30 protein-coding genes and 4 tRNA genes are annotated in these 25,198 nt (G+C 65.7%); 24 read left to right on the top strand and 10 right to left on the bottom strand.

Annotated features, from left to right (window positions below; genetic code table 11):
• Window positions 1–44: 44 nt before the first annotated feature.
• The 4 genes from B3Z70_RS10105 to B3Z70_RS10120 all read left to right on the top strand — a co-directional run bounded on the left by B3Z70_RS10105 (window position 45) and on the right by B3Z70_RS10120 (window position 1,372).
• Window positions 45–353, top strand: coding sequence for an integration host factor subunit alpha (locus B3Z70_RS10105; RefSeq protein WP_292021387.1), 309 nt, complete (start codon window positions 45–47; stop codon window positions 351–353).
• 5 nt (window positions 354–358) lie between these two features.
• Complete coding sequence (locus B3Z70_RS10110) at window positions 359–763, top strand: MerR family transcriptional regulator (protein ID WP_292021283.1); 405 nt, start codon at window positions 359–361, stop codon at window positions 761–763.
• A 59-nt stretch (window positions 764–822) separates the two neighbouring features.
• Window positions 823–899: transfer RNA gene (locus tag B3Z70_RS10115), tRNA-Pro, on the top strand.
• A 128-nt stretch (window positions 900–1,027) separates the two neighbouring features.
• Entirely contained in the window at window positions 1,028–1,372 is a 345-nt protein-coding gene (locus B3Z70_RS10120; RefSeq protein ID WP_292021281.1) for a hypothetical protein, read from the top strand.
• A 6-nt stretch (window positions 1,373–1,378) separates the two neighbouring features.
• Here B3Z70_RS10120 and B3Z70_RS10125 read toward each other — a convergent pair whose 3' ends face one another.
• Both B3Z70_RS10125 and B3Z70_RS10130 read right to left on the bottom strand, forming a co-directional pair.
• Window positions 1,379–1,573, bottom strand: coding sequence for a DUF2842 domain-containing protein (locus B3Z70_RS10125; protein ID WP_292021279.1), 195 nt, complete (start codon window positions 1,571–1,573; stop codon window positions 1,379–1,381).
• Entirely contained in the window at window positions 1,573–1,824 is a 252-nt protein-coding gene (locus B3Z70_RS10130; protein WP_292021277.1) for a transglycosylase, read from the bottom strand. Before B3Z70_RS10130 ends, B3Z70_RS10125 begins: the two co-directional genes overlap by 1 nt.
• Before the next feature lie 135 nt (window positions 1,825–1,959).
• Between B3Z70_RS10130 and B3Z70_RS10135 the strand changes: the two genes are divergently transcribed.
• Window positions 1,960–3,060, top strand: a complete 1,101-nt coding sequence (locus tag B3Z70_RS10135; RefSeq protein ID WP_292021275.1) for a COX15/CtaA family protein — start codon at window positions 1,960–1,962, stop codon at window positions 3,058–3,060.
• Here B3Z70_RS10135 and B3Z70_RS10140 read toward each other — a convergent pair.
• Window positions 3,029–4,426 carry an alkaline phosphatase PhoX gene (locus tag B3Z70_RS10140; RefSeq protein WP_292021273.1) on the bottom strand — a complete coding sequence of 466 codons (1,398 nt, stop codon included), beginning with the start codon at window positions 4,424–4,426 and terminating at the stop codon, window positions 3,029–3,031. The genes B3Z70_RS10135 and B3Z70_RS10140 overlap by 32 nt on opposite strands.
• A gap of 262 nt (window positions 4,427–4,688) precedes the next feature.
• On the opposite strand from B3Z70_RS10140, the gene rplM reads away from it, so the two are divergent.
• From rplM to msrB, 4 genes are all read left to right on the top strand, one after another.
• The gene (gene rplM / locus B3Z70_RS10145; protein ID WP_054765955.1) at window positions 4,689–5,165 is read left to right on the top strand and encodes a 50S ribosomal protein L13; all 477 of its coding nucleotides are present in this window, start codon (window positions 4,689–4,691) and stop codon (window positions 5,163–5,165) included.
• A 2-nt stretch (window positions 5,166–5,167) separates the two neighbouring features.
• The gene (gene rpsI, locus B3Z70_RS10150; RefSeq protein ID WP_292021270.1) at window positions 5,168–5,662 is read left to right on the top strand and encodes a 30S ribosomal protein S9; all 495 of its coding nucleotides are present in this window, start codon (window positions 5,168–5,170) and stop codon (window positions 5,660–5,662) included.
• Between the two features lie 510 nt (window positions 5,663–6,172).
• On the top strand, window positions 6,173–7,108 hold the full coding sequence (argC, locus tag B3Z70_RS10155; RefSeq protein ID WP_292021268.1) for an N-acetyl-gamma-glutamyl-phosphate reductase: 936 nt from the start codon (window positions 6,173–6,175) through the stop codon (window positions 7,106–7,108).
• A gap of 40 nt (window positions 7,109–7,148) precedes the next feature.
• Entirely contained in the window at window positions 7,149–7,652 is a 504-nt protein-coding gene (msrB, locus tag B3Z70_RS10160) for a peptide-methionine (R)-S-oxide reductase MsrB (protein ID WP_292021266.1), read from the top strand.
• Here msrB and B3Z70_RS10165 read toward each other — a convergent pair.
• The gene (locus B3Z70_RS10165) at window positions 7,649–8,026 is read right to left on the bottom strand and encodes a hypothetical protein (protein WP_292021264.1); all 378 of its coding nucleotides are present in this window, start codon (window positions 8,024–8,026) and stop codon (window positions 7,649–7,651) included. The genes msrB and B3Z70_RS10165 overlap by 4 nt on opposite strands.
• Window positions 8,023–9,966 (bottom strand): class I poly(R)-hydroxyalkanoic acid synthase, encoded by a 1,944-nt coding sequence (gene phaC, locus B3Z70_RS10170; protein ID WP_292021262.1) that lies wholly within the window; start codon window positions 9,964–9,966, stop codon window positions 8,023–8,025. Before phaC ends, B3Z70_RS10165 begins: the two co-directional genes overlap by 4 nt.
• Before the next feature lie 84 nt (window positions 9,967–10,050).
• Here phaC and B3Z70_RS10175 point away from each other — a divergent pair, with 84 nt between their 5' ends.
• The 9 genes from B3Z70_RS10175 (at window position 10,051) to B3Z70_RS10215 (ending at window position 15,371) form a co-directional block, all read left to right on the top strand.
• Window positions 10,051–10,500 (top strand): hypothetical protein, encoded by a 450-nt coding sequence (locus tag B3Z70_RS10175; protein ID WP_292021260.1) that lies wholly within the window; start codon window positions 10,051–10,053, stop codon window positions 10,498–10,500.
• 50 nt (window positions 10,501–10,550) lie between these two features.
• Entirely contained in the window at window positions 10,551–12,362 is a 1,812-nt protein-coding gene (gene recJ / locus B3Z70_RS10180; protein ID WP_292021258.1) for a single-stranded-DNA-specific exonuclease RecJ, read from the top strand.
• Between the two features lie 77 nt (window positions 12,363–12,439).
• A tRNA-Glu gene (locus B3Z70_RS10185) sits at window positions 12,440–12,514 on the top strand.
• Between the two features lie 250 nt (window positions 12,515–12,764).
• Window positions 12,765–13,280 (top strand): cold-shock protein, encoded by a 516-nt coding sequence (locus B3Z70_RS10190; protein ID WP_292021385.1) that lies wholly within the window; start codon window positions 12,765–12,767, stop codon window positions 13,278–13,280.
• A 23-nt stretch (window positions 13,281–13,303) separates the two neighbouring features.
• Window positions 13,304–13,783, top strand: coding sequence for a DUF192 domain-containing protein (locus B3Z70_RS10195; RefSeq protein WP_292021256.1), 480 nt, complete (start codon window positions 13,304–13,306; stop codon window positions 13,781–13,783).
• Window positions 13,784–13,828: 45 nt separating this feature from the next.
• Window positions 13,829–13,905 (top strand) — tRNA-Pro (locus B3Z70_RS10200).
• Window positions 13,906–13,982: 77 nt separating this feature from the next.
• Window positions 13,983–14,288 carry an ETC complex I subunit gene (locus B3Z70_RS10205; RefSeq protein ID WP_292021254.1) on the top strand — a complete coding sequence of 102 codons (306 nt, stop codon included), beginning with the start codon at window positions 13,983–13,985 and terminating at the stop codon, window positions 14,286–14,288.
• Window positions 14,289–14,307: 19 nt separating this feature from the next.
• Window positions 14,308–14,384: transfer RNA gene (locus B3Z70_RS10210), tRNA-Arg, on the top strand.
• A gap of 30 nt (window positions 14,385–14,414) precedes the next feature.
• On the top strand, window positions 14,415–15,371 hold the full coding sequence (locus tag B3Z70_RS10215; protein ID WP_292021252.1) for a rhodanese-related sulfurtransferase: 957 nt from the start codon (window positions 14,415–14,417) through the stop codon (window positions 15,369–15,371).
• Here B3Z70_RS10215 and B3Z70_RS10220 read toward each other — a convergent pair.
• Genes B3Z70_RS10220 through B3Z70_RS10230 form a run of 3 tightly spaced genes read right to left on the bottom strand, consistent with a single transcriptional unit; the run spans window position 15,368 to window position 17,384 of the window.
• Entirely contained in the window at window positions 15,368–16,201 is an 834-nt protein-coding gene (locus B3Z70_RS10220) for a DUF1295 domain-containing protein (RefSeq protein WP_292021250.1), read from the bottom strand. The genes B3Z70_RS10215 and B3Z70_RS10220 overlap by 4 nt on opposite strands.
• On the bottom strand, window positions 16,171–16,809 hold the full coding sequence (locus B3Z70_RS10225) for a ChrR family anti-sigma-E factor (RefSeq protein ID WP_292021249.1): 639 nt from the start codon (window positions 16,807–16,809) through the stop codon (window positions 16,171–16,173). The genes B3Z70_RS10220 and B3Z70_RS10225 overlap by 31 nt, the downstream gene beginning before the upstream one ends.
• Window positions 16,806–17,384, bottom strand: coding sequence for a sigma-70 family RNA polymerase sigma factor (locus B3Z70_RS10230; RefSeq protein ID WP_292045438.1), 579 nt, complete (start codon window positions 17,382–17,384; stop codon window positions 16,806–16,808). The genes B3Z70_RS10225 and B3Z70_RS10230 overlap by 4 nt, the downstream gene beginning before the upstream one ends.
• A 195-nt stretch (window positions 17,385–17,579) precedes the next feature.
• On the opposite strand from B3Z70_RS10230, the gene B3Z70_RS10235 reads away from it, so the two are divergent.
• The 6 genes from B3Z70_RS10235 to B3Z70_RS10260 all read left to right on the top strand — a co-directional run bounded on the left by B3Z70_RS10235 (window position 17,580) and on the right by B3Z70_RS10260 (window position 23,770).
• Window positions 17,580–18,917 (top strand): NAD(P)/FAD-dependent oxidoreductase, encoded by a 1,338-nt coding sequence (locus tag B3Z70_RS10235; RefSeq protein WP_292021245.1) that lies wholly within the window; start codon window positions 17,580–17,582, stop codon window positions 18,915–18,917.
• A complete protein-coding gene (locus B3Z70_RS10240) occupies window positions 18,914–19,714 on the top strand; it encodes a DUF1365 domain-containing protein (protein ID WP_292021244.1) in 801 nt (266 codons plus the stop codon). Before B3Z70_RS10235 ends, B3Z70_RS10240 begins: the two co-directional genes overlap by 4 nt.
• Before the next feature lie 386 nt (window positions 19,715–20,100).
• Entirely contained in the window at window positions 20,101–20,388 is a 288-nt protein-coding gene (locus B3Z70_RS10245; RefSeq protein WP_292045440.1) for a hypothetical protein, read from the top strand.
• A gap of 639 nt (window positions 20,389–21,027) precedes the next feature.
• Window positions 21,028–22,400 (top strand): IS3 family transposase gene (locus B3Z70_RS10250; protein ID WP_095046155.1). Its coding sequence is split into 2 segments (ribosomal slippage): window positions 21,028–21,385 and window positions 21,385–22,400, totalling 1,374 coding nucleotides; the frame shifts between segments, so codons are not numbered across the junction.
• Window positions 22,401–22,568: 168 nt separating this feature from the next.
• Window positions 22,569–23,093 (top strand): hypothetical protein, encoded by a 525-nt coding sequence (locus B3Z70_RS10255; protein WP_292045642.1) that lies wholly within the window; start codon window positions 22,569–22,571, stop codon window positions 23,091–23,093.
• Complete coding sequence (locus B3Z70_RS10260; protein WP_066551536.1) at window positions 23,090–23,770, top strand: uracil-DNA glycosylase; 681 nt, start codon at window positions 23,090–23,092, stop codon at window positions 23,768–23,770. Before B3Z70_RS10255 ends, B3Z70_RS10260 begins: the two co-directional genes overlap by 4 nt.
• Here B3Z70_RS10260 and B3Z70_RS10265 read toward each other — a convergent pair.
• A complete protein-coding gene (locus B3Z70_RS10265; protein ID WP_292045446.1) occupies window positions 23,756–24,544 on the bottom strand; it encodes a hypothetical protein in 789 nt (262 codons plus the stop codon). The genes B3Z70_RS10260 and B3Z70_RS10265 overlap by 15 nt on opposite strands.
• Window positions 24,516–25,190: a C1 family peptidase gene (locus B3Z70_RS10270; protein ID WP_292045448.1), complete on the bottom strand. Its 675-nt coding sequence runs from the start codon at window positions 25,188–25,190 to the stop codon at window positions 24,516–24,518. Before B3Z70_RS10270 ends, B3Z70_RS10265 begins: the two co-directional genes overlap by 29 nt.
• Window positions 25,191–25,198: the final 8 nt, after the last annotated feature.

Consider the following 25,198-nt stretch of genomic DNA (forward strand, 5'->3'; position numbering starts at 1 on the left):
TGCGGCCCTATGGCAACGAGTTGATCGCGCGAGCGGGGGATATGATGGCCGTCCAACAGACTGTGACCCGCGCCGATCTGTGCGAGGCGGTCCACGACGAGGTCGGCCTGTCGCGTCAGGAATGCTCTGCCCTGGTCGAGCGGACGCTGGAGTTGATCGTCGAATCTCTGGAACGCGGCGAGACGGTGAAACTGTCGGGCTTCGGCGTCTTCCAGGTTCGTGAAAAGCGCGCCCGCATGGGTCGCAACCCCAAGACGGGCGAGCCGGCGGCCATCAATCCGCGCCGGGTCATCAGCTTCCGCGCCTCCCAGATCATGAAAAGCCGGGTTCACGACGCCGTCGTCGAGGCCTGAATCCGGTGGCCAAAAGCCCCGGCGCCTTTCGCAGCATTTCCGAGGCGGCCGAAGAGGTCGGGGCGCCGCAGCACGTGCTGCGTTTCTGGGAAACCAAGTTCGAGTTCGTGACGCCGGTCAAACGCGCCGGCGGGCGTCGATTCTATCGACCGCAGGACGTTCTGGTGCTCAAGACGGTCAAGCGGCTGCTGCATGACGACGGTCTGACCATTCGCGGGGTCCAGCGGCTGCACAAGGAGCAGGGGCTGAAAAAGCTGGTCGGGGTCGAAGCCGCCGAACTGATCGAGGACGGGCCGCGCGAACAGACGCCGATCCCCGATGCGACGCGACGCGAGACCTCCGGTTTGCAGCGACTTCTGGCCGATCTGGAACAGGCCAAGGCCCGGTTGGACGCCATTCTCGCACGGTAGGTGGATAAGTCGTTTTAGCGTTTGCGATCCCGGAATCCCCCGTCTATAGGGAGCGCCTTCGGAGCGTGGCGCAGCCTGGTAGCGCACTTGACTGGGGGTCAAGGGGTCGCAGGTTCGAATCCTGTCGCTCCGACCATTCTTGAAAAACAGAATGATGATGGTGGGGTCGTCCTTGCGGGCGGCCCCATCGCCGTATCTGGATGCGATTGCGTGGCGGATGATTTCGCGCGACCGGGGCCCTGTCGGTTTCGAATGAGGTGGCAGATGATCGCTGTGACGTTCGCCGTTCTGCTTGCCATCCAGGCTGTCCCTTCTCAAGCATCGCCGCCTGCAGCAGACGAAGCGCAGCAGGCTGCAGGCCAGGCTGCATTGGCTGGCATGGTGCGGATATTCACCGCCATGGGGTCTTGCGAACGGCATTTCACACCCGAACGGGTGCGCGGGGTGAAGCGGGCCTTCACCCCTGAACCAGGACAACAACCGTCTGCTCTGGAGGCCTATATCGCCGCCGCGTATGAACGCGGAAAGGCGGACACCGCGTTGTCAGCGCCCGCTTGCCAGGAAATCATGCGCGCCCTGGCTCAGTCTAAGGCACGGTCGGGACAATAGGGACCGTCAGTTCCGCTCGGCCCATTTCAGCAGCGGGATCAGCGGCAGGCCCCAGGCCGTGCCGCCCACGCCGAAGAAGACGAAGTCGATCCAGGCGGAGGCTGGGAACAGGCCGCGCAGCGCGATCAGCCCCCAGATCCAGAAAACCAGGAAAGCCAGCACGCCGATCGCGGCGACGAATCGACGCGCGCGCGGCGGCATCAGCGCTTGTTCCTGAACAGGAAGAAGGCGACCAGGCAGACCCCCGATCCGACCAGGGCCCAGGGCGCCCAGACCCAGCTGTCCATCGTGCTGATCGCAAAGACCCGCACCGCCAGGAACCAGCCGCAGGCCAGGCCCACCCCGGACACCAGCGACGTCCCGCCGAATCCGCGACGCCCGGTCAGCAGGTCCGCGATCCAGGCCAGAAGCAATCCGCCTGCGATGGCGGCGGCGATATCGGCGTACTGCAACCCTGATCTCCTGCGGCGTCAGCGCCATTAACTCAATCCGACTCGATCTTGCGTCGAGACCGGGGCATACCGCCACGGTCGCGATTTGATCATGGTCGAGCGCGACAGCATATCCGGGTCAGCGTCGGGCGTCGAATGAACCGTTTCGGAAATCCAGATCGCAATCGCGCCGTGACCGTGTGGCTGTTCGCCACGGCGGTCATCGTGTTCCTGATGGTCGTCATCGGCGGCATCACGCGCCTGACGGGTTCGGGCCTGTCGATCACCGAGTGGAAGCCCATCATGGGCGCCGTCCCGCCGCTGAACGACGCCCAGTGGAACGAGGCGTTCGAAAAGTACAAACAGATTCCCCAGTACGCCCAGATCAACGCCGGCATGAGCCTGGGCGAGTTCCAGGGCATCTTCTGGTGGGAATGGCTGCATCGGCTGATCGGTCGGCTGATCGGGGTGGTGTTCGCCCTGCCGCTGGCCTTCTTCCTGCTGTGCCGCGTCGCGTCGCCGCGCTCGGTCTTCCGTCAATGGGCCATGCCGGATCGGCTGATCTGGCGCTGCGTGGTGCTGCTGGGCCTGGGCGGGCTGCAGGGATTGATCGGCTGGTGGATGGTGTCCAGCGGCCTGTCGGAACGGGTCAGCGTCGCGCCCGAGCGGCTGGCGACGCACCTGGGCCTGGCCTTCGTCCTGTTCGCCGCCCTGATCTGGACCGGGCTGGAGGCCTGGAACGGCGAGGATCACGGTCGTCCGCCCGCCGGCTGGGCGCGGGGCGCCGGTTTGCTGCTGGGTCTGGTGTTCCTGCAGTGCCTGTTGGGCGCCCTGGTCGCAGGCGGGCACGCCGGGCTGGTCTATACCGATTGGCCGCTGATGAACGGCCAAGTCCTGCCGCCGGCCGACTGGAGTTTGGGGGCGGGCGCCCTTCTGCACGATCAGGCCCTGACCCAGTTCAATCACCGACTGGTCGCCTACGGGCTGCTGATCGCCATTAGCGTCTACGCCTTCCAGGCCTGGCGCTGGCGCGTGGCCGAAGGCATGGGGTTCGGCGCCTTCGCCCTGGCCGGCGTGATCTGGGCCCAGGCCCTGCTGGGCGTCGTGACGCTGATCAACGCCGTGCCGGTGTGGCTGGGCGTGCTGCACCAGGGCGGGGCTGCCGTCGTCCTGGCCGTGGCGACGGCGAACCTGTGGCTGGTGCTGCGCGCTCAGCCCCGCATCTTCATGTCCGGGCCGCGCGCCATGGGCCGGTGATGGCCAGGGTCATGCCGGGGTACTGGATGTTGACGAACAGGGTCGATCCGTCCGGCGAGAAGACCGCGCCTGCGAACTCCGAGTTTCCCTGAAACACATTGCGGCCCAGGGTGTAGATCTTGCCGTCCGGCGTCACCCCCTTCAGGTGGTTCCTGATGTCGCTGGAATAGTTGTCCTCGCACACGATCAGATGGCCCCAGGGCGCGATGGTGATGTTGTCGCCCATGTTCAGGGTCTTTTCGTTCGTGCTTTCGACGAACAGCTGAAGCCGGCCCGGCCGACGCGCCTCGCCCGCGCGGCCTTCGTCGGGAGAGGGGACGTAGCGCAGGATCTGCCCCCGCTGGATCGGCCCGCCCGAGGTGGCGGTCAGGTAAAGCTCGCCGTCGCCCCACCAGACGCCTTCGCCCCGCGCGACCAGGGCGGCGCCGTCGGCGTGGCCGCGCTGGCGCAGGTCGCCCCTGGGGCTGTCGACCTCGGCCATGTCGATCCAGTCCACGTCCAGCCAGTCGCCCACCGACCACAGCCGATCCTGGTGATTGGAGGTGTCGGCGCCCTGGCGCGCACGCACGACCATGGCCTGTAACCGGCCGCCCTTGACCAGTTCGCCCGGCGTCTCGGGGATGAAGCGATAGAACAGGCCGTCCTGCTTATCCTCGGTCAGATAGACAATGCCGGTGCGCGGATCGACGCAGACGGCCTCATGGTCGAACCGACCCATGGCGGTGAGGGGAACGGGATCCACCAGTCCCTCGGCGCGCGACGGCACTTCGAACACATAGCCGTGCGCCTTGGTCACGTCGGCGTCGGCAGGCGTCTCCTCCGTCTCCTCGCAGGTCAGCCACGATCCCCACGGCGTCGGCCCGCCGCAGCAGTTGGTGCTGGTGCCCGCCAGGCTGAGGTGCTGACGCTCGGTCCTGCCGGTCGCCAGATCGTAGATCACCGTGGTCGTGCCGCCGGGCAGGGGGCGGCCGTCCTTGTAGGTGTCGTAGGCCCGCGTCGCATCCACAAGGCCGATCCGCTGCTGATTATAGCCCCCCGGTCCCCAGTTGCGGTGCGCGGCGGACGACCCCTTCAGTTCGTGGTTGCGGACCAGGACGACGCGCGTCCCGCCCAGGCCGAAACAGCCCATGCCGTCGAACTGACCGGGGACCAGCAGACCGTCCGCCATGGTCTCGCCGCCCTGGGACACGATGCGGTAGGAAAAGCCGTCTGGCAGATCCAGCAGGCCGTTGGGATCGCGCTTCAGCGGACCATAACCCTCGACCTCGTTCAGATAGGTCTCCTCGGCCGCCTGAACGCTGCGGGCCAGACCCGAGAAGGCGAGGGCGGCGCTGGAGGCGATAAGGCCGCGACGATGAAGATGCATGGGAGGCTCCGAAAGGCTTGGCGCCCCGGATGGCGGCAAAACGTCATGGTTTGATGACGAAATCTGTTATTTCGTAACGTTCATAGTGGTTCTGCGTCCGGGTATTTTAATACCGCGTTATAAATATCGTTGTAAATCAGTTTCTTGCGTCACTCACGCGCCACGCTTGCGCATTGACGCGACCGATCGTCTCCGGTATCAGCGCGCCTTCATTCGGTTCCTTCGGGGGCCGGACCCGATTTTCGTCTCCAGGAACCCCCTCATGCTGAAGAGCACCACGGCTTCGTTGAAGCCGGCCGAGGTCGAGAAGAAGTGGATCCACATCGACGCCGAAGGCGTCGTCGTGGGCCGTCTCGCGACCTTCATCGCCAACCGTCTGCGCGGCAAGCACCGCGGCGACTACACCCCGCACGTCGATTGCGGCGACTATGTCGTCGTCACCAACGTCGACAAGGTGGTGTTCACCGGCAAGAAGAACACCGACAAGATCTACTATCGCCACACCGGCCACCCCGGCGGCGTCAAGTCAACGACCCCGGAAAAGGTTCTGGGCGGTCGCTTCCCCGAGCGCGTCCTTGAAAAGGCCGTCGAGCGCATGCTGCCCAAGGAAAGCCCCCTGGCCCGCAAGCAGATGACGCACCTGCGCCTGTTCGCCGGCAGCCAGCACGACCACGAAGCCCAGCAACCGGAAACGATCGACTTCAAGTCGGCGTCGCCCAAGAACACCCGGAGCGTCTGAGCATGACCGACGTGACCAACACCGAAACCGCCACCGGCTTCGACGCCCTGAAGGGCCTGTCGGCCTCGGCCGAGAACGACGCGCCCGTCTATGTCCAGAAGCTGGACGCCCAGGGCCGCGCCTATTCGACCGGCAAGCGCAAGAACGCCATCGCCCGCGTGTGGGTGAAGCCCGGCGCCGGCAAGATCACCGTGAACGGCAAGGACGTGGCCGCCTATTTCGCCCGTCCGGTCCTGCAGATGATGGTGGCCCAGCCGCTGAACGTCGCCGACCGCGCCACCCAGTATGACGTGATCTGCACCGTCGAGGGTTCGGGCCTGTCGGGCCAGGCCGGCGCCATCCGCCACGGCCTGTCGCACGCCCTGACGCATTTCGAACCGGAACTGCGTAAGGTTCTGAAGCCGCACGGCTTCCTGACCCGCGACAGCCGCGTCGTCGAGCGCAAGAAGTACGGCCGCGCCAAGGCTCGCCGCAGCTTCCAGTTCTCGAAGCGCTGATCGCGTTTACGCGGTTTGGATTTTGGGCGCTTCGGGGACACCCGGAGCGCCCTTTTTCTTGCTCTGCATCAGGGAAGTCACGGAGACGTGAGGACTGAAGTGGAATTCGAACCCATGATCGGTCATTGGCTTTGAGGAGGGCTTTGAGGTTCCGCCCTAAGCACCAATCCCTCAAAGCACCTCGGTTCTGCGGTTCTGCCGTTGACCGCCTTACCCGTTTGCGCCCTTATACCCGAAGGGATTGCACATCAGTTTCGCCAATGCGGAGATGTGCCCCGGTGTCCAAGAATAGAAATGCGCCGGTCCATTCGGTTTCTCTCAAGGTGCTGGGCCTCAGCATTGACGGCAAAGGCTTGGGCGGCGTGATCGTAGTTCCTGTCATTCTGCTGATCATATGTTTGGCTGGAATGACTCTAGGGAACGGGGCGGCATGGCTTGCCCGATTGTCCGCACAGTCCAACGGCATTAGTGAAACCGCACCGGCGCCGACCGGCGCGAAGGATTGAGTAGTTGACCCACACCATCTTCATCGACGGCGAGGCCGGCACCACGGGGCTTGAGATCCGCGAGCGGCTGGAAGCGCGCCCGGATCTGGACCTGGTCCTGCTGGGCGAGCGTCGTCGCGATGTGGAGGCGCGGCGCGAGGCGTTGAACGGCGCGGACGCCGTGATCCTGTGCCTGCCCGACGATGCGGCGCGGGAAGCCGTGGCGATGATCGAGAACGTGTCCGTGAAGGTGATCGACGCCTCGACCGCCTATCGGGTCGCGCCGGGCTGGGCCTATGGCTTTCCCGAAATGGATGCGGGGCAGCGCGCGCTGATCGCGCGGTCGCAGTTCGTGTCGAACCCTGGCTGCTATCCGACGGGTTTCATCGGCCTGATGCGGCCGCTGGTGAAGGCGGGTCTGGTTCCGGCCAACTATCCGGTCACGGTCAATGCGGTGTCGGGCTATTCCGGCGGCGGCAAGGCCATGATCGCCGAGTTCGAAGCGCCCGGCGCCGCGACCGCCTATCGCGCCTATGGCCTGACGCTGAAGCACAAACACGTTCCCGAGATGACCCGACATGCGGGTCTGAGCCGCGACGTCCTGTTCACGCCCGCCGTCGGCGCCTATCGCCAGGGCATGTTGGTCGAGGTTCCGCTGCATCTGGCGGCTCTGCCGGAAACGCCCTCGGTCGAACGGCTGCACGGCGCCCTGGTCGAGGCCTATGACGGCCAGCGCTTCGTCGAGGTCGCGGACCTGGAAGAGACCGAAGCCATGACCGGCATCGAGCCCGAGGGCCTGAACGGCACCAACCGCTTGCGGCTGCATGTATTCGGCGATCGCAATGGCGAACAAGCGCGGCTGGTCGCCCTGCTCGACAATCTGGGCAAGGGCGCCTCGGGCGCGGCGGTGCAGAACCTGAACATCATGCTGGGCCTGGACGAGGCGACGGGCCTGATCTGAGCGGCTGAAACCATTCGGCGGCCTTCGTCGTATCAGGGGCATGACCCAGTCCCTGATCCTGCATCGCCGGGGCCTTCTGATGGGCGCCGGCGCGCTCGCCCTTTCCGCCTGTTCACCCGAGACGTCCGAAGCCGGGGAGGGGCAATATGCCGCCTCGCCCTATCGTCGGGTGTCCGATGCGGATTGGCGACGACGCCTGGGCGACGCCTCCTGGCGCGTCATGCGGCACGAGGGGACCGAACGCCCCTATTCCAGTCCCCTGAACGACCAGCACGCGCGCGGCGTCTTCGCGTGCAAGGGGTGCGACCTGCCGCTGTTCCGATCGGAGTGGAAGTTCGATTCCCACACGGGCTGGCCCAGCTTCTATGACGTGATCGCCGCCAATATCGGCAAGAAGCGCGATCTGGCTATCGGCGTTCCGCGCACCGAATACCATTGCGCCCGCTGCCTGGCGCACCAGGGCCATGTCTTCCCGGATGGGCCGCGCCCGACGGGCCTGCGCTACTGCAACAACGGCGTGGCGCTGAAGTTCTCAGCCGCCTAGAGGCTGCGCGCCCTGATCGCGGACTCCACGGTCGCGCCGAAGATGACCGATGCGATGATGACCAGCAGACCGTAGTCGTGGCTGGCGAAGAAGACCGGCGCGCAGGCCATGGCGATGACCATCAGCGGAAACAGGCCCGACCAGACGGCCGTGCCGGGGGCGTCGGCGTGGATCATCGGCTGGACCGCCGGCCGCTTCATCATCCGCGCCACCCGCCCGTTCAGCAGCACGAAGGCGCCGGCGCAGATCACGGCCGACAGGACATATTTCAGCGTATTGCCCGGCGCCCCGAACACGCTGGCGGTCATGAGCAAAAGCGCCAGGGCGACGCCCGTGCTGAGGGCCAGAAGGGCGTTCGGTTCGATACGGCTCAAGACTTCACTTTCACATAGCTGCCGGGCGCCGGCTCGATGGGCTTTAGCGGGCCCTTCGTCGGATCACGAGCGGGAATCGGCTTGCCGGACCGTTCGCGCAGCCACGCCGCCCAATGGTCCCACCAGCTGCCGGGATGCTCCGTCGCGCCCGCCTGCCATTCCGCCAGGGTGTCGGGCAGGGCGGGGTTGGTCCAATGCTGATATTTTCGCGCCGCCGGGGCGTTGATGACGCCGGCGATATGGCCCGATCCGGCCAGGGTGAAGGTCACGTCCGGCCCGCCGAACAGCCGCGCCGAGCGATAGACCGAGTTCATCGGCGCGATATGGTCCTCGCGGCTGGCCTGGAAATACAGCGGGATCTTGACCTTCGACAGGTCGGCGGTCAGGCCGCCGATCTCGAACACGCCTCGGGCCAGGGCGTTGGCGCCGTACATCTGGCGCAGATAGGCCAGATGCAGCGCCTTTGGCATTCGCGTCTGATCGGCGTTCCAGAACAACAGGTCGAAGGCCGGCGGATCCTTGCCCAGCAGATAGTTGCTGATGAAGAAGGACCAGATCAGGTCGTTGGATCGAAGCGCGTTGAACGTTTCGGCCATCGCCGCGCCAGGCAAGACGCCGCCCGCCGCATCCATCTGACGCTCGATCTCGGCGATCCAGTGTTCGTCGGTGAACAGAAGCAGGTCGCCCGCCTCGGCGAAATCGTGCTGGGCGGCGAAGAAGGTGGCGGCGGCGACGCGCGTGTCGCCCTTGGCCGCCATATGCGCCAGCCCTGCGCCCAGCAGGGTGCCGCCGATGCAGTAGCCGACGGCGTTCAACCGATCCGCGCCCGCCTGTTCTAGCGTCTTCTCGACGGCGCGATAAACGCCCTTCTCCAGATAGTCGTCGAAACCGAAATCGGCCTTGTCACGATCCGGGTTGACCCAGGAACAGACGAAGACGGTGAAGCCTTGCGCCGACAGCCAGCGGATCAGCGAGTTCGCCGGCTGCAGGTCCATGATGTAGAATTTGTTGATCCACGGCGGGAAGATCAGCAGCGGGACATCATGCTGGGTCTCGCCGGCCGGCGCGTACTGGATCAGTTCGAACAGCTCGTCGCGCCAGACGACCTGGCCCGGCGCCGTCGCGACGTTCTCGCCCACGACGAACTTGCCGTAATCGGCCTGGCTGATGCGCAGCGATCCTCCGCCCCGTTCCAGGTCGGCGGCGAAGTTCTCCATTCCCTTGACCAGGGATTCGCCGCTGGTCTCGGCCAGGGCCTTCAGCGCCACCGGGTTGGAGGCCAGAAAGTTCGACGGCGAGAAGGCGTCGGTCAGCAGGCGGGTGAAGAACTGGGCGCGGCGTTTCACCGCCGGATCGACGTCCTCGACCCCCGCGACCAGTCCGTTCATCCAGTCCGACGTCAGCAGATAGGAGCGCCGCATCATGTCGAACATCGGATTTTCCGACCAGGCCGGGTCCTTGAACCGCTTGTCGGCCGGGGCGGGATCGGGCGTCTCGCCCGCCGCCTGACGCGCCGTGCTGCTCCACAGATCCATGTAGCGGCCGAACAGATCGGCCTGGGCCTGAAACAGTTTCTCGGGCCGCGCGGCCAGGCTGGTCATCACCGACGTCATGGCCGGGCCGACGTTGAACGGGTCGGGCGTCAGCGTCGCCGGGCCGTCCGGGTTCCTGGCCGCCTGGCTCAGGGCGGCCTCGGCCATGGCGCCTTGGGCCATCATCGCCGCCTTGGCCAGATTGAGCGACAGCGTCTCGATCAGCGCGGCCTGTTCGGCGCCCGCAAAGGCGGGCTGGGGTTCGTCGGCCGGCGGCGGCGCTTGGGGCGGCGTCTGCGGCTGTTCCTTGGGCCGACGCGGCGGGCGAGGCTTGGCGGAGGTGGGGCGGCCGGCCTTTCGCGCGGGCTTCTCGGTCGTGTCTTTCGGGGGCGGGGGAGGCTTGGCCATGATCGTCCTTCGCGCTTCCTGCGCCGCGGGCCGGTTCATCCGCCCTTCCGCGCGGGGCCATGATGGCATAAGACCGATCGGGAAATGAACGCGCCGCTCTCGAAAAAGATGATCCTGATCGCCGCAGTCGCGATCACGGGCGCGCTGGGTGCCTGCTCCAGCGGCCTGTCCGCCAAGACCGACGCCGCCTCGCCGCTGGCCCCGCGCGTGCAGGAGCTGGTCGAGGCTAACCGCCACTATCCCCGCTGGGAGGACTTCCCCGCCGCCCCGACCGGCCTGCCGGACGTGCGACAAGTGGCGACGAACGCCCGGCGGCTTCAGGCCGACAACGCCGCTCTGAATGGCGAAATCGCACGGATCGACTGGACCCTGAACGATCCAGAGGCTTTGGCCGCCCAGATCACCGCCAAGGTCGCCGCCGCGCCCGTATCGCCGGACGCCGCGCGGACCCAGGCCGAGATCGAGGCCTTCGCCCAGAGCCTACGCGACCGGGCCAAGGCGCCGCCGCCGCTCGACCGCCGCCCCGCGCGTTGAAATCCACACGGGCGGTCGCCTCGGCGGCAGAATCCGCCGATGATGCGCCGATGGCTGACGACAGCGCCGCAAAGACCCTGAACGCCTTCCTGGGCGTGTCCCGATCCTTGTCCGGTCGCGCATGGCGACAGAGGCCGGCCGATGCGGCGGTCGTGCGCGCCCATATGCAGACCTTGGGGTTGGACGAGGTTCTGGCCCGCGCCCTGGCGTCGCGTGGCGTGCGGGTCGATCAGGGCGCGGACTTTCTGGCGCCGACGCTGCGCGCCCTGTTCCCCGATCCGTCCAGCTTCATGGACATGGACGCGGCGGCCGAAGCCGTCCTGGACGCGCTCCAGGCCCAGGCCAGCATTCACGTGTTCGCCGATTACGACGTGGACGGCGCCTCCAGCGCGGCCCTTCTGGTGCGCTGGTTCCGGGCCATGGGCCATGAGCTGCCCATCTATGTGCCCGACCGCCTGACCGAAGGTTACGGCCCCAGCGCCAGGGCCTTCGACACCTTGAAGGCGTCGGGCGCGGATCTGGTCATCACGGTCGATTGCGGCGCGGCGGCGAACGAGGCGCTGGCCCACGCCGCCGCCATCGCCCTGAACGTCGTGGTGATCGACCACCATATGATGCGCAGCGAGCCGCCCACGGCCCTGGCGGTCGTCAATCCCAATCGGCCAGGCTGCAACTCGGGCCAGGGCAATCTGGCGGCGGCCGGGGTGGTCTTCGTGCTTCTGGCCGCCCTGAACCGCGAGGCGCGCAGACGCGGCCTGTTCGCCGACAGGCCCGAGCCCGACATCCGCCAATGGCTGGACCTGGCGGCCCTGGGCGCGATCTGCGACGTCACCGGCCTGACCGGCTTCAACCGGGCCCTGACGGGCCTGGGGCTGAAAGTGATGAGCGACTGGCGAAATCCGGGCCTGCGCGCCCTGCTGGCGGCGGCGGGCGCCGAGCCGGGACCGGCCAAGAGCAACCACGCGGGCTTCATCCTGGGACCGCGAATCAACGCCGGCGGACGGATTGGGCGGTCGGATTTGGGCGCGCGCCTGCTGTCGACCGACGATCCCAGAGAGGCCGAAGCCCTGGCCATCGAACTGGACGCCCTGAACCTGTCGCGGCGCGAGGTCGAGCGGGCGGTGACGGAGGCCGCCGTGCGCCGCGTCGAGGCGACCGGCGCCCACGCCGACGACAGCGCCGTGGTCGTGGTGGCCGGCGACGACTGGCACCCGGGCGTGGTCGGCATCGTTGCAGGGCGTCTGCGCGAACGGTGGCGCAAGCCCGTCATCGTCATTGGCGTCGATCCCGTCACCGGCGTCGGCAAGGGATCGGGCCGATCCCAGCCCGGCATGAACCTGGGTCGCGCGATCCAGGCGGCGTGGGAAGGCGGCGTCCTGATCGCCGGCGGCGGGCACGCCATGGCGGCGGGCCTGACGATGGACGGCGCGCGTCTGGCGGAACTGACCGCCTTTTTGAACGACCGGCTGGCGCAGGAACGCATCCAGGCGGTCGCTCAGGATGCGTTGGAGATCGACGCCCTGATCGATCCATCCGCCGCGACCCGCGCCCTGTTCGAATCGTTCGAACGCCTGGCGCCCTTCGGTCCCGCCAATCCAGAACCGACATTCGCCCTCAGCGGCGTTCAGGCGCGCGAGCCGGTCGCGATGAACGGCGGCCACGTTCGTTGCCGGCTGGTCGGGCCGGATGGCGCCTCGGTCCGCGCCATCGCCTGGCGCTGCGCCGATCTACCGACCGGCCAAGCGCTTTTGGCGGGGCAGGGGGGCTTGAGCGTGGTCGGTCGGCTGAAGGCCGACGACTGGAATGGCCGCAAGGGCGTGCAGTTCGAGATCGAGGACGTGTCCGATCCCCGGATGATCTGACCGCGTCTCAAAAAACTGAAAATCCAAGCTTGCACCGCTTCGAGGGCGCGGCTATATCGCCGGCTCTCCCGCGCAGCGGTCCCTTCGTCTATCGGTTAGGACGTCAGGTTTTCAACCTGAAAAGAGGGGTTCGACTCCCCTAGGGACTGCCACGCGGGGCAGGACGACCATCGAACCGAACGGTTCTGGCGACCCTCGAATTTCACCGACGACCATTGTTGATGTTCCACATGGCGGAACCATGCCGCATGCGTTTGTCGTTCGCGGTCATTGACCCATAACGTTAATCTTCGCCCCTTGCGTGCATTTTCCGCTTTTCAAAGTTTCGCGGAACGGTGTTAAACATAGATCGAGTCCGCTAGAGGCGCGGACGGGGGTCTTAAGTTGTCTGACTACAGCGAGATGGAGACGGTGCAGACCGTCCGCGTCATCGGCCGGGTGAAATGGTTCGATGCGGTAAAGGGCTACGGCTTCATCGTTCCTGACGATCCGACGCTGACCGAAATGCGCGACGTGCTGCTTCACATCAGCAGCCTCCGCGACCTCGGGCGCGATGTGGCGGACGAGGGTGCGCCGATCACCTGCGATTGCGTCAAACGTCCAAAAGGGTGGCAGACAGTGGCGATCCACGATCTGGGGAATGGCGAGGCGGCGCCGCCTGTTCGTCGCGCCCCGCCGCCAGTCGCCCCGTCCGACGCATCGGACGACGTGATGGAGACCGCCCTGGTCAAATGGTTCAATCGCACCAAGGGCTACGGATTCGTCGTGCGTGATCGCGAGCCAGGCGATATCTTCGTCCATATCGAAACGCTGCGTCGCTGCGGTCTGGACGATCTGATCCCTGGCGACACGGTGCGGGTGCGATTCGCCAATGGTCCCAAGGGACTGGTGGTCGCGGACATCAGAACGGGCGGCTGAGGTCAGGCGCCCAGGAGAGGCGCATGATCGACGCGACCAGACGACTGATTCTGGCTGGAATGCTGATGCTGACCGTCGCGGGCTGCGCGGCCAAGGCGCCGACCGGCCCGAATGGCGAGCCGCTGCAGCGTCTGGCCATCGTCACCACCTCGGGCGAGCATCCGTTCTGGGTCGAGATCGCCGATGACGAACCGGAGCGTCAGCGCGGTCTGATGTTCCGACCGCCGCTGGATGCGGATCGCGGCATGCTGTTCCAATGGCCCGGCGAAGCGCCGCGCGAACAAAGCTTCTGGATGCGCAACACCCCCAGTTCGCTGGACATTCTCTATATCGACCCCAAGGGGCGCATCGTCTCCATCGCCTCGCACGCCACGCCGTTTTCCGAGGCGCCGATCCCGTCGAACGGGGCGGCCAATGGCGTGTTGGAACTGCGCGCCGGTCGCGCCGCCGAGATCAACGCCCAGCCCGGCGACAAAGTTTTACACCCTTATTTCAAGCCTTGATTGCGGTTTGCCGCGCGAAGTGCCAATAGGGCGCTCCGTTCGGTCCGGGGTGTAGCGCAGCCTGGTAGCGCATCTGGTTTGGGACCAGAGGGTCGGAGGTTCGAATCCTCTCGCCCCGACCAACGGAAGGCCGCTGGATTCCGCATCCGGCGCGCGTTATGGCAAGAGCGAAAGCCCGCCGTCACTGAGGACCCGCCCCATGCTCGCTCGCATCTACCGCCCGGCCAAGACCGCGATGCAGTCGGGCAAGGCCAAGAGCCGCGACTGGCGGCTGGAGTTCGAACCCGCCTCGGCGCGCACCATCGACCCGCTGATGGGCTGGACCAGCTCCAGCGACATGAACGGTCAGGTCCGCCTGAACTTCGATTCGAAGGAAGAGGCCGTCGAATACGCCGAGCGCCACGGCATCGCCTTCCGCCTGCATGAGCCGAACGATCCCCCGATGATCATCAAGGCCTATGCCGACAACTTCGCCACCAACCGCAAGCAATCCTGGACGCACTGACGCCTGCGTCCGGCCAGAAGCGCCCATAGCTCAACCGGATAGAGCACCCGCCTTCTAAGCGGGATGTTGCAGGTTCGAGTCCTGCTGGGCGCGCCATCCCTGGCGCGGCGCGTACTGGGTCCGCACATGACCGACATCCCCACCTCGCCCGAACAGACCGTCCGCGTGGCGGCGCTGTATCGCTTCGCGCCCGTCGCCGATCCGGCGGCGGTTCGCGACAGGCTGCAGGTCGTGTGCGACGCCGGGCAGGTGAGGGGCACGCTGCTGGTCGCCCATGAGGGGCTGAACGGCACCATCGCCGGGCCGGTCGATGGCGTGGAGGCGGTGCTGAGCGCCATCTACGCCCTGCCGGGCTTCGATACGCTGGAACTGAAATACGCCTGGACCGACGTCCTGCCGTTTCATCGCATGAAGGTGCGGGTGAAGGCCGAGATCGTCACCATGGGCCAGCCGAACCTGGACCCGGCGCGCGACGCCGGCGTCTATGTCTCGCCCGCCGACTGGAACGCCCTGATCGCCGATCCGGAAACCTTGGTGATCGACACGCGCAACGCCTACGAAGGCCAGATCGGCGCGTTCGAAGGCGCGGTGCAGCCCAATACAGAGAGCTTCCGCGACTTCCCCGATTGGTTCCGCACCGAAGGCCGCGCCCTGCTGGCGCAGACCGGCGCGCGGCGGGTCGCCATGTATTGCACCGGTGGAATCCGCTGCGAAAAATCCACCGCTTTTCTCAAGGCCGAAGGGATCGAGAACGTTCACCATCTGGAGGGCGGGATCCTGCGCTATCTTGAGACGACGAACGAACACGACAGCCTATGGCGCGGAGAGTGTTTCGTTTTCGACGAGCGCGTCTCTGTCGGTCACGGCCTGAGCCAGGGGCCGCACACCCTGTGCCGCGGCTGCCGTCTGCCGGTGGACGAGGCTGGTCGCGCCTCTGCACGCTACGTGGAGGGCGTCTGCTGCGCGCGCTGTCACGACACGCGCGACGAGGGCCAGCGCGCCCGCTACGCCGAGCGCCATCGCCAGATCGAAATCGCCCAACAGCGCGGGCAGACGCACATCGGCGCAGCGCCCAAGCCTTAGCGGCGTGGCGTGCGAAGAAAGAAGGCGCTGGGCGTCTTCTCGACGTAGGCGGCGAAGGCGGCGGGCCGCGACCGCTTCATATGCGCCTCCAGCAACGGCACGCCCGAGACCTGAGTCAGCAGCCAGTACATATAGGCCGGCCCGGTCAGCGCCAGCCAACCCCAGGGCCAGTCGCCGCCAAGGCTGATGGCGAAGACGGGCCAGGCGCACCAGCCCAGCCATTCGAAGAAATAGTTCGGGTGCCGCGACCAGGCCCACAGCCCTACATCGCACACCTTGCCCCTGTTGGCGGGGTCGCGCTTGAACGCCGCCAACTGTCGGTCGGCCACGCCTTCGCCGAACAGGGCGCCGACGAAGATCAACGTCGCCAGAGCGTCCTGAAGCGTCAGGCCGGGCGCCGGATTGCGCGCGGCGACCAGAACGCTGAGCGAAAGCAAAGCCGCGGCGCCGGCCTGCAACATCAGGAAACCAAACATCTTCGCCTGAAAGCCGCGCCCCCAGTCTTCGCGCAGCCGCGCGTAGCGGGCGTCCTCGCCTTCGCCCGCCGCACGCTTGGCGATGTGTAACCCCAAGCGCAGACCCCATACGCCGATCAGCAAGGCCGCCAGCAATTGGCGAGGGGAGGGGGCGGCGCCGTCGATCGGGAACAAGGCTACGCCGACGCCGGCGGCGCCCAGGCCCAAGGACCAGAAGGCGTCGGCCCATCCGCCTTGCCCCGTCCCACGCTGAACGCCCCAGGCGGCCGACATCACCGCGACCATGAACAGGGCGGCCACGCCCCAGAGACCGATCAGCTCCGTCACAGGCGCACGAACGGCTGCATCAGCCATCCCAACCAGCCGTCCAGCTTGATCTGGCCATCCAGAGCGACCACGCACAGACAGGCCTCGTCGGACACCACGCGCGGCTGGTGCAAAACGTCGTCGTTCGCCTCCTCCAGATCGCCGACATCGAACCGTTGCGTCTCGGTGGCGTAAGCGCCGGAGATGACGCAGGTCAGTTCGACCCCGCCGTGGGTGTGTTTCGGCGTCTCGCGACCCGGTTCGATCCGCAACAGAATGACGCGGCAGTCGCCGTCGCGCGGCGCATGGACGTCGCGAACCCGCATGCCCGGCCCGATCCAACGCCAGGGTCCGAGCGCATAGCGGCGAAGCGGTTCGGGCAGTTCGGGCATGTCGTTCAGCGGGGCGGGCGACCGGACCGCGCCCGCATCCGTCTCGATCCGCGCCAGGGCGTGCGTCAGCGCATCCTCTGACAAGTCGGCGGGCGAAGCGTCGTTCAGGAAAGCGCCGCCGACGGCCTGCAACTCTCGCACCCAGGCGTCGTTGGCCGGACGCATGGCCAGATGAGCGGCGACCACCACGGCCTCCGGCGCGCTCAACGACCCGGATGCGTAGGCCAGCAGCCGCTCTTCGGATGGATTGCGGCGCGCGTTCATAGCGACGCCTCCTCGGATGGGGCTAGGATCAGTCGAAGCTTGGTCATGGCGTTTCGAATGCGGGATTTCACGGTGCCCAGCGGCAAATCCAACTGGCGCGCGATTTCGGAATGGGAACTGTCGACGAAGAAGGCCAGGCGCAGCACTTCGACATGTTCAGGGGTCAGACGGGCCAGGGCGTCACGCACCCGATCCGCATCCTGCGACATGGCCAACAGCTCGTCCGGACGCAGAACGTCTTCCCCCGCCAGTTCGATCTCCGGCGTCGGCAGCGCCCGGGCGTCGCGACGCAGGATGTCCAGCCGGCGATTGCGTGCGATGGTGAAAATCCAGGTCGCCGCCCGCGCCTTGCGGCCGTCGAACAGATCGGCCTTGCGCCACACCGTCAGCATGGCGTCCTGGGCGAAATCCTCGGCCGCGCCCGGCGTCGCCCCCGACTTGATCAGCCAGGCTTTCAGGCGTGGCGCGAAATACTCGAACAGACAGGCGAACGCCGCCCGGTCGCGCCGCAGCGCGATCGCCTCGATCATCTGATCGTGCAACCGGGAATCCAGGGGCGCGTCAGGTCGTGTCATTCGCCCAGCGCGAGAAGTGTCGGACCGGGAAGCCGTAGCTGCGGACCGTGTCGATGCGAAGGATTGGGGTTCGCCATGCATGAACCCTAATACGGCGCGCGGAAATGTCTGGATCAATCGCGATCCGATCATGACGCAGGGCCGTAAATCCTCCATGCGTCGTCGCCGCGCCTGCGAGCGCGCCCTGGAGCCTACATGTCCGTCTCGCCCGCAAGATCGTCTCTCGAACCCCTGAAGATCGCCGTCGTCGGTTCGGGCGTCGCGGCCCTGTCCTCGGCCTGGCTTCTATCGCAGAAACACCGGGTCACGCTCTATGAAAAGGCGGACCGTCTGGGCGGCCACACCAACACGGTGACGGCGGGCGTGCCGTCCGGCGAAATCGCGGTGGACACCGGCTTCATCTGTTTCAACGACGCCACCTATCCCAATCTGATCGCCCTGTTCGCGCATCTGGGCATTCACACCCGCGCCACCGACATGTCGTTCGCCGTGTCGCTGGACGATGGAAAGTTCGAATACGCCGCCCCCGGCCTGTTCGCCCAGCGTAGCAATGCGCTGAGGCCGCGCTTCTGGTCGATGCTGACCGAAATCCTGCGCTTCTATCGCGAGGCGCCGCGCGATCTGGTCGGCCTGAACGATCCGTCCCTGACGCTGGGCGACTATCTGAAGCGCGAAGGGTTCAGCGAGGCGTTTCGCGACGATCACCTATTGCCGATGGCCGCCGCCATCTGGTCGTCGCCGGCCCATACGCTGATGGATTATCCGGCCGAATCCTTCATCCGCTTCTGCGGCAATCACGGTCTGCTGAAACTGGTGGGTCGCCCGCTGTGGCGCACGGTGGAGGGCGGCAGCCGTGTCTATGTCGAACACCTGGCCCGCGCGCTTCAGGACGTCCGGCTGGATCACGGCGTCGTCTCGATCCGCCGCACCGACGACGGCGTGATCGTTCATGACAGCCACGGCGGCGTCGAACGGTTCGACCACGTCGTCATCGGCGCCCACGCGGACCAGACGCTGGCCATGCTGGATCAGCCCACGCCCGCCGAGCGATCGCTGCTGGGCGCCTTCCGCTACAGCCGTAATCTGACCGTGCTGCATACGGACGCCTCCCTGATGCCGCGTCGGCGCCGCGCCTGGGCCAGCTGGAACTATATCGGCGCGGACGACGGCCTGTGCGTCACCTACTGGATGAACCGGCTGCAGGGCCTCGCCGGCGACGACCTGTTCGTCACCCTGAACCCGCCGCGTCCGCCACGCCCCGACACCCTGCTGCGCAGCGAGATCTACGAACACCCGATCTTCGATCCGGCCGCCGTCGCCGCCCAGAAGCAGTTGTGGAGCCTGCAAGGGCAGGGGGGCATATGGTTCTGCGGGGCGCATTTCGGCGCCGGCTTCCATGAGGACGGCCTGCAATCCGGCCTGGCCGTCGCCGAACAGCTGGGCGGGGTGCGCCGGCCCTGGACGGTCGAGAACGAGAGCAGCCGCATCCATCTGACCGCCAGCCCGATCCCGGATCTCGAGCGCGCGGCATGAGCCAGACTTCGGCCCTCTACCGCGGCCGGGTCATGCACCGTCGGCTGCGACCCAAGGTTCACCAGCTGGATTACCGCGTCTTCTGGCTGTTTCTGGACCTGAGCGAGATCGACGCCGCAGCGGGGCGGCTGCGTCTTTTCTCCCGCAATCGTTTCAACCTGCTGTCCTTTCACGACCGCGACTATGGCGACGGATCGGGCGATCTCAGGCCCCAGGTTCAGAGGTGGCTGGTGCGCGCCGGGATAGATATCGGCGCGGGGCCGGTCCGCCTGTTAACCATGCCCCGCGTTCTGGGCTACGTCTTCAACCCGATCAGCCTGTATTACTGCCATCATGCCGACGGCAGGCTGGCGGCCATGGTGTATGAAGTCACCAGCACATTCGGCGTGCGTCACGCCTATGTCATTCCCGTGCCGGCCGCCGACCAGGCCAAGGGCCTGATCCGCCAGGGCGCGGCCAAGGCGCTGTATGTCTCACCCTTCATGGGCATGGAGATGGACTATCGGTTTCGTGGCCACGCGCCGAGCGATCAACTGGACATGACCATCGACGGCCTGGACGCCGAGGGCGTCCTGATCACCGCCGCCATGCAGGCGCAGCGCCAACCGCTGACAGACCGCGCCATCGCATCCGTCACGGCGTCAATTCCGCTGATGACCCTCAAGGTCATGGCAGCGATCCACTGGGAAGCGCTCAAGCTCTGGCTCAAAGGCGTCCGCCTGACCAAACAGCCGCCGCCAGCCGCGGCGCCGGCCACATATCAGGCGACGGCTGAGGAAAGTCGGCTGGGCCGCTGAATCGATGCGCAAGAGCTGAAACAAATCTGAGATTGGATACGCTTCGTAGATCGCACATATTCGCCATCCGTTGCGATGATAACTCCCTGAGCATAAATGACTATTTATGGATTTTGCAGGATACTATTGTTGCAGGCGCGCATCTAACTTCCGTTGCGAGCCTGAAGCCACTTGTCGCTGTGGGGGCGCGATGCCTAGTCGCTGCCTGAAACCTGATTAACCTGTGGATAAACGCCAGGAGAAGAGCGGAGTTGGGCCCGCGCGGCGTATTTTGCGGCACCGGCACGGCATTGCATCTAGTTCGCCGGGCGCAACTCACTAACCGAGGCATTATGGCGCGGCGGTTCACTAGACAAGCTTTCCACGACCTCGTCTGGACCAAGCCAATGGTTCAACTCGCCAAAGAGTTCGCGATGTCCGATGTCGCGCTCCACAAGATTTGCCGCAAGCACGCTGTCCCAACCCCACCTCTTGGCTGGTGGGCAAAAAAAGCTGCCGGCAAGGCTGTCGAGCGGACGCCTCTGCCAAGACTGGAATTCGAGGCCGAGATCGTCATTACGGGCGCAGACCTGACCTCCACAGATGCCGCTCTGGCGGAGACGCGCGAGCAAGCCCGTATCCTCGCTTCGTCTGGCGAGATCAGCTCGGCGGCTGTGAGTGTGCTGAAAATCTGAGATTCCAACTATCTGTTTTATAGCGGCATCTGTGCTCCGATATCTGAGATTCTCATTATGAGCGTCGAGGAAGCTCGGTTCATCGGCAAGTGGCCCAGAGACGCAGTGACGGGGGGGCGACAGCGACAAATGTTGCGCGTCTACGCTGGACGGGACATCCTCCGCCCAGATTGCGTAGGGTTCTCTAATGGCTGGCAGTTTCGACACAATGCCGGATCCCATCTCCGACTATGCTGCCGCTGTTGCTCGGTACGGGGAGACACTGGGCGTCCCAACATCTCTGGCGAAGATCGATACAGTCCTCGATATGATTGCTGGCGACGCTGTTGACGTTTTCGGGTCTGAGGATGCCGCAAGGCAGTTCCTCGCCAACGCACCGATCCACGACGGAAAAGTCGCGAGAGATGTCGCGCTTGAGATTGGGATCAGCCGGATATTGTCTCGTATCGATGGTCTGAGGTTTGGTGTCTTTAGCTAGAAGGTACTACCTCGTTAGAAACCAGTCTGCTCGATGACCGTATAGCGCTCCTCGTTATGCGACCTGGCGAGATCCTGTTCGGCGTCAGCGCCTTTGGCACAGATCTGGGGTTGCGGATAATGGAGGGATTGGGTCTCGTCGCAGTGACGTAAGGAACGCAGATGAGACCCAATCCCTCCAGCCCAAAATTGGCTGCCAAGCCCACCAAGAAGCCCGCCGAGGTGGTGGTGAAAGATATTCGCCGTGCCACACGCCGGCATTTCTCGGCCGAGGATAAAATCCGCATCGTGCTCGAAGGCCTGCGCGGCGAGGAGAGCATCGCTGAACTGTGCCGCCGCGAAGGCATCGCCCAGAGCGTGTATTATTCCTGGTCAAAAGAATTCCTTGAGGCTGGCAAACGCCGTCTGGCCGGGGACACGGCCCGTGCCGCCACCAGTGACGAGGTCAAGGATCTGCGCCGTGAAGCACTGGCTCTCAAGGAATGCGTGGCCGACCTGACGCTCGAGAACCGCCTGCTTAAAAAAAGCATGATCGCGGATGGGGGCGACCAAGAATGAGGTATCCCGCCGCAGAAAAGCTCGAGATCATCCGCCTCGTCGAGCAATCCCATCTGCCCACCCGACAGACGCTGGAGAAACTGGGCATCCCACGCCGCACCTTTGCCCGCTGGTATGCCCGCTACCTTGATGGTGGGCCTGAGGCGCTGGAAGACCGCCCCTCGGCGCCAAGCCGGGTATGGAACCGGCTGCCCGAGAATGTGCGCAAACAGATCATCGACATGGCGCTGGAGGAAAGCGAACTCTCGCCCCGCGAGTTGGCCACCAAATTTACCGATGAGAAGCAGTACTTTGTCTGCGAGGCCACGGTTTATCGCCTGCTCAAGGCACAGGATCTGATCGCCAGCCCAGCCTATATCGTCATCAAGGCCCGCGACGAGTTCCACACCAAGACGATGCGACCAAACGAGATGTGGCAGACCGACTTCACCTATTTCAAGCTGATCGGTTGGGGCTGGGTTTACCTCTCAACCGTGCTCGACGACTATTCCCGCTACATCATCTCGTGGAAGCTGTGCACCACCATGACGGCGGGCGATGTCACCGACACGCTGGACTTGGCGCTGGCCGCATCAGGTTGTGACAGCGCCACCGTGCTGCACATGCCGCGCCTGCTCTCGGACAATGGCCCGAGCTATGTCGCGGGCGAACTGGCCGCCTATATCGAGGCCCAGTCCATGAGCCACGTGCGCGGCGCCCCCTTTCACCCCCAGACACAGGGCAAGATCGAGCGCTGGCACCAGACCTTGAAAAACCGCATCCTACTGGAGAATTATTACCTGCCCGGCGATCTCGAAGCCCAGATCGAAGCCTTCATCGAGCACTACAACCACCAGCGCTATCACGAAAGCCTGGGCAATGTGACGCCCGCAGATGCCTACTTTGGCCGCGATCGGCAGATCCACGCCCAGCGCGCCGCCATCAAGAAACAGACCATCGAACATCGCCGCTTGCAGCACCGCAAGCTCGCCGCCTAAAAGCCAACCCCTGACGAGGCCCGCTCTCCGTTAACGCCACGCCAAACCTGCGCCAAATGTTTCGACGACGGACACACCTACAAGATCTTCGACCGATGGCCGGAGACGCGGGCTTACCCCGAGCCCTTCGACGCCGACGCCGATCCCGACGAGCAACTGCCGCGTCGGCTGGAGGTCGAGGTCTATGAGAAGCGGGTCGGGGACAAAGACTATGTCTTCCAGCGCTGCAACGCCCTGTTCATCGGCGACCGTCTGACCGACAATTCGCTGGAGCAGGATGACTACCGGTTCCACGACGTCTTCCACTACGCCTTCGTCGCCGTGCTCGGCTGGTCGCCGGTGACGCGGGCGCTGATGCGGCTGAAGCGCAAGAGCCAGCCCCAGATCGATGACGCCGAGGACGGAGCCCGGGCGATCCTGATAGAGGAAGGCGTCTCGACCTGGGTGTTTGGCCAGGCGCAGCGGCTGAACTATTTCGAAGGAGTCGGGATCGGCAAACTTCCCCTAGATCTGCTTAAACAAATCAAGCAGTTCGTGGCCGGCTACGAGGCGGACCGTCTCCCGCTGTGGCTTTGGGAGGAGGCGATTCTTCAGGGCTATGAGGTCTTCCGATATCTGCGTCAGCACCGACGCGGACGGGTAATCTTGGATTTCGAGACTCGGTCTTTGCGTGTAGAGGCCCTCGCATCATGACGCCCACCGCCTTTGTCGATGCGCTCCAGAGCGCCTCCCTGCCCAATGTGTTCAATCCCTGGCGCGACCAGTGCGCCGTCTGCGACCGGGCCGACGCTCCCTCGCTGCGCCGGGAAAACCTGCGTCTCTTCCTCGAGCGCGCGGTAGAGGTGGACGGCGCGACCCTTTGGATCGGACGAGATCTCGGCTATCGGGGCGGCCGCCGGACCGGCGTGCCCCTGACCGACGAGGTTCATCTCGCCTCGGCTTCGGCCCTGATGGGCGACATCGCCCTGGTCAGAGCTACCGAAGGACCGGTCATGGCGGAACGGACGGCGGCGGTCGTCTGGAGTGTTCTGCGGCGGGTGCAACGCCCGACCATGCTGTGGAACGTTTTCCCCTTCCATCCGCATCTTGCCCAAGACCCAATGTCGAACCGGCCGCATACTCGCGCGGAGCGGGATGCGACATGGCCCTTGCTGGAGGCCCTAATCGAGATGGTCCAACCAGCCCGGATCGTGGCCATCGGCCGGGACGCCAGCCAGGCCCTAACGAATCTCGGCGTCGCCTCCGATGCGGTGCGTCATCCCAGCTATGGCGGTCAGGCCGAGTTCGTGGCGGGCATGCACGCGCTGTACGAGGTCGCCGACGCCCAGCTCAGCTTCGCCGGGCTGGAGCCGCCCTCAGCGCTCAACTAGGGCGTCGCAGGCCGCCAGCATGGCCTTGATAGCGGTGCGCGGCGCGGTTTGCTTCGCATCGTTGCGAGGCTGATCGATGATCGCGTGCGACGACAGGACGGTCAGGGCGCCGACCTGAAGCCCCGCTTCCTGGGCCACGAAGGCCATCAGCCGCCCCAGGCCGATGAGGTTCCCCAGCAGCTTCTCGATATAATAGTGATTGCGGTACATCACCGTCAGATGCAGCCGATCGCCCGCGGCGGTCCGTTCGGGCTTGAAGCTGGCGTGGCTCAGACACTGACCGCCGTAAGGGGACCGGTCGACGTCGCGCAGGGGGTCGAAGACAGAGAGCTCGAACTTGTTGAGCGCCTTGACCGAGGGATCCTTCAGACGATCAACGATGTCGGCCAGCTGATTGAAGGCGACGCCTCCGCCCGGACGCGGCAGATTGATCATCCGCTCGAAATAATAGCCCGACCAACGGTCTCCGCCGCGCGATGCGGCGGGAAGGACATGGTCCCTAAACCGATCATAGAAGGCCGGTGATCCGTGCCGGCGATGGAGGGCGGCGGGAAACAGGGTGTTGGCCACCGTCTCGATCGGCTTGGCGTCCCACTGTCTGAGGAAGTCGTCCACGAGGGTCACTGCGGGATCGCCGAGGGTGGCGCGCGCCAGGGGATCGGCGACGTCGATGATGACGTTCTGGGCCTCGTGGCCCGGACGATCATCGACCGTCTGGACTGCGGCGCGCCAAGCGCTGAAGCAATCAGGCTGCGACGGAATGGGGAGATACATGATCGTCCTCTTCGAGAAGGGCGGCCCCGTAAAGACGGGGCTCGACATATGTCCGGGTCAGCCAGGCGTGACCGGCGACACCCCAACCGGCTCCCCAGCTGTTCCGGACCAAGAGGACCGGGGCGTCGGCGATCTCGCCATGGCCAACCGCCAGCACGGCATGGCCCAGCGCTGGATCCCCGACCTCACCGGGCACCGGTCGGACTACCCCCGCGGCGTCCGGTCTGTAAAAGCTGGCGGAAAGCCTCAGCAGGATCAGCACCGGCCGCCCGGCCTGGAGGGCGTCGATGATCTCCACCCAGCCGAAAGGCAGGGGCTGTCCCTTGCGGGTGAACCGGACGCCGTCCGCCGGCGGCGTGCTCCAGGCGTCGTTAGCCGGCGGCGTCGGGACATAGGGCCAATGTTCTTCGGCGGGCTGGCCATCCTCGCGCAGCGCGTCCAGCATGAACCCCAGACCCGCGCCGGAAGACGGGGGGCGACCCGCGCGATTCTGGGCATGGTGGAAGGCCGCCTCGCAAGACAGGGGCGTCCAGCCCGGACGCACCGCGGCGTGAAGATCGCTGGCGGCGAAGGCCAGGCAGGTCGGCCGCGGACCCTGGTCGCGAGCCGGTCCGAGACGGTGGCGCAGATCCGTGCTGATGTCCAAGGCCGCCA

It is taken from the genome of Brevundimonas sp. UBA6550 (genome assembly GCF_002434505.1).
Classification (GTDB): domain Bacteria; phylum Pseudomonadota; class Alphaproteobacteria; order Caulobacterales; family Caulobacteraceae; genus Brevundimonas.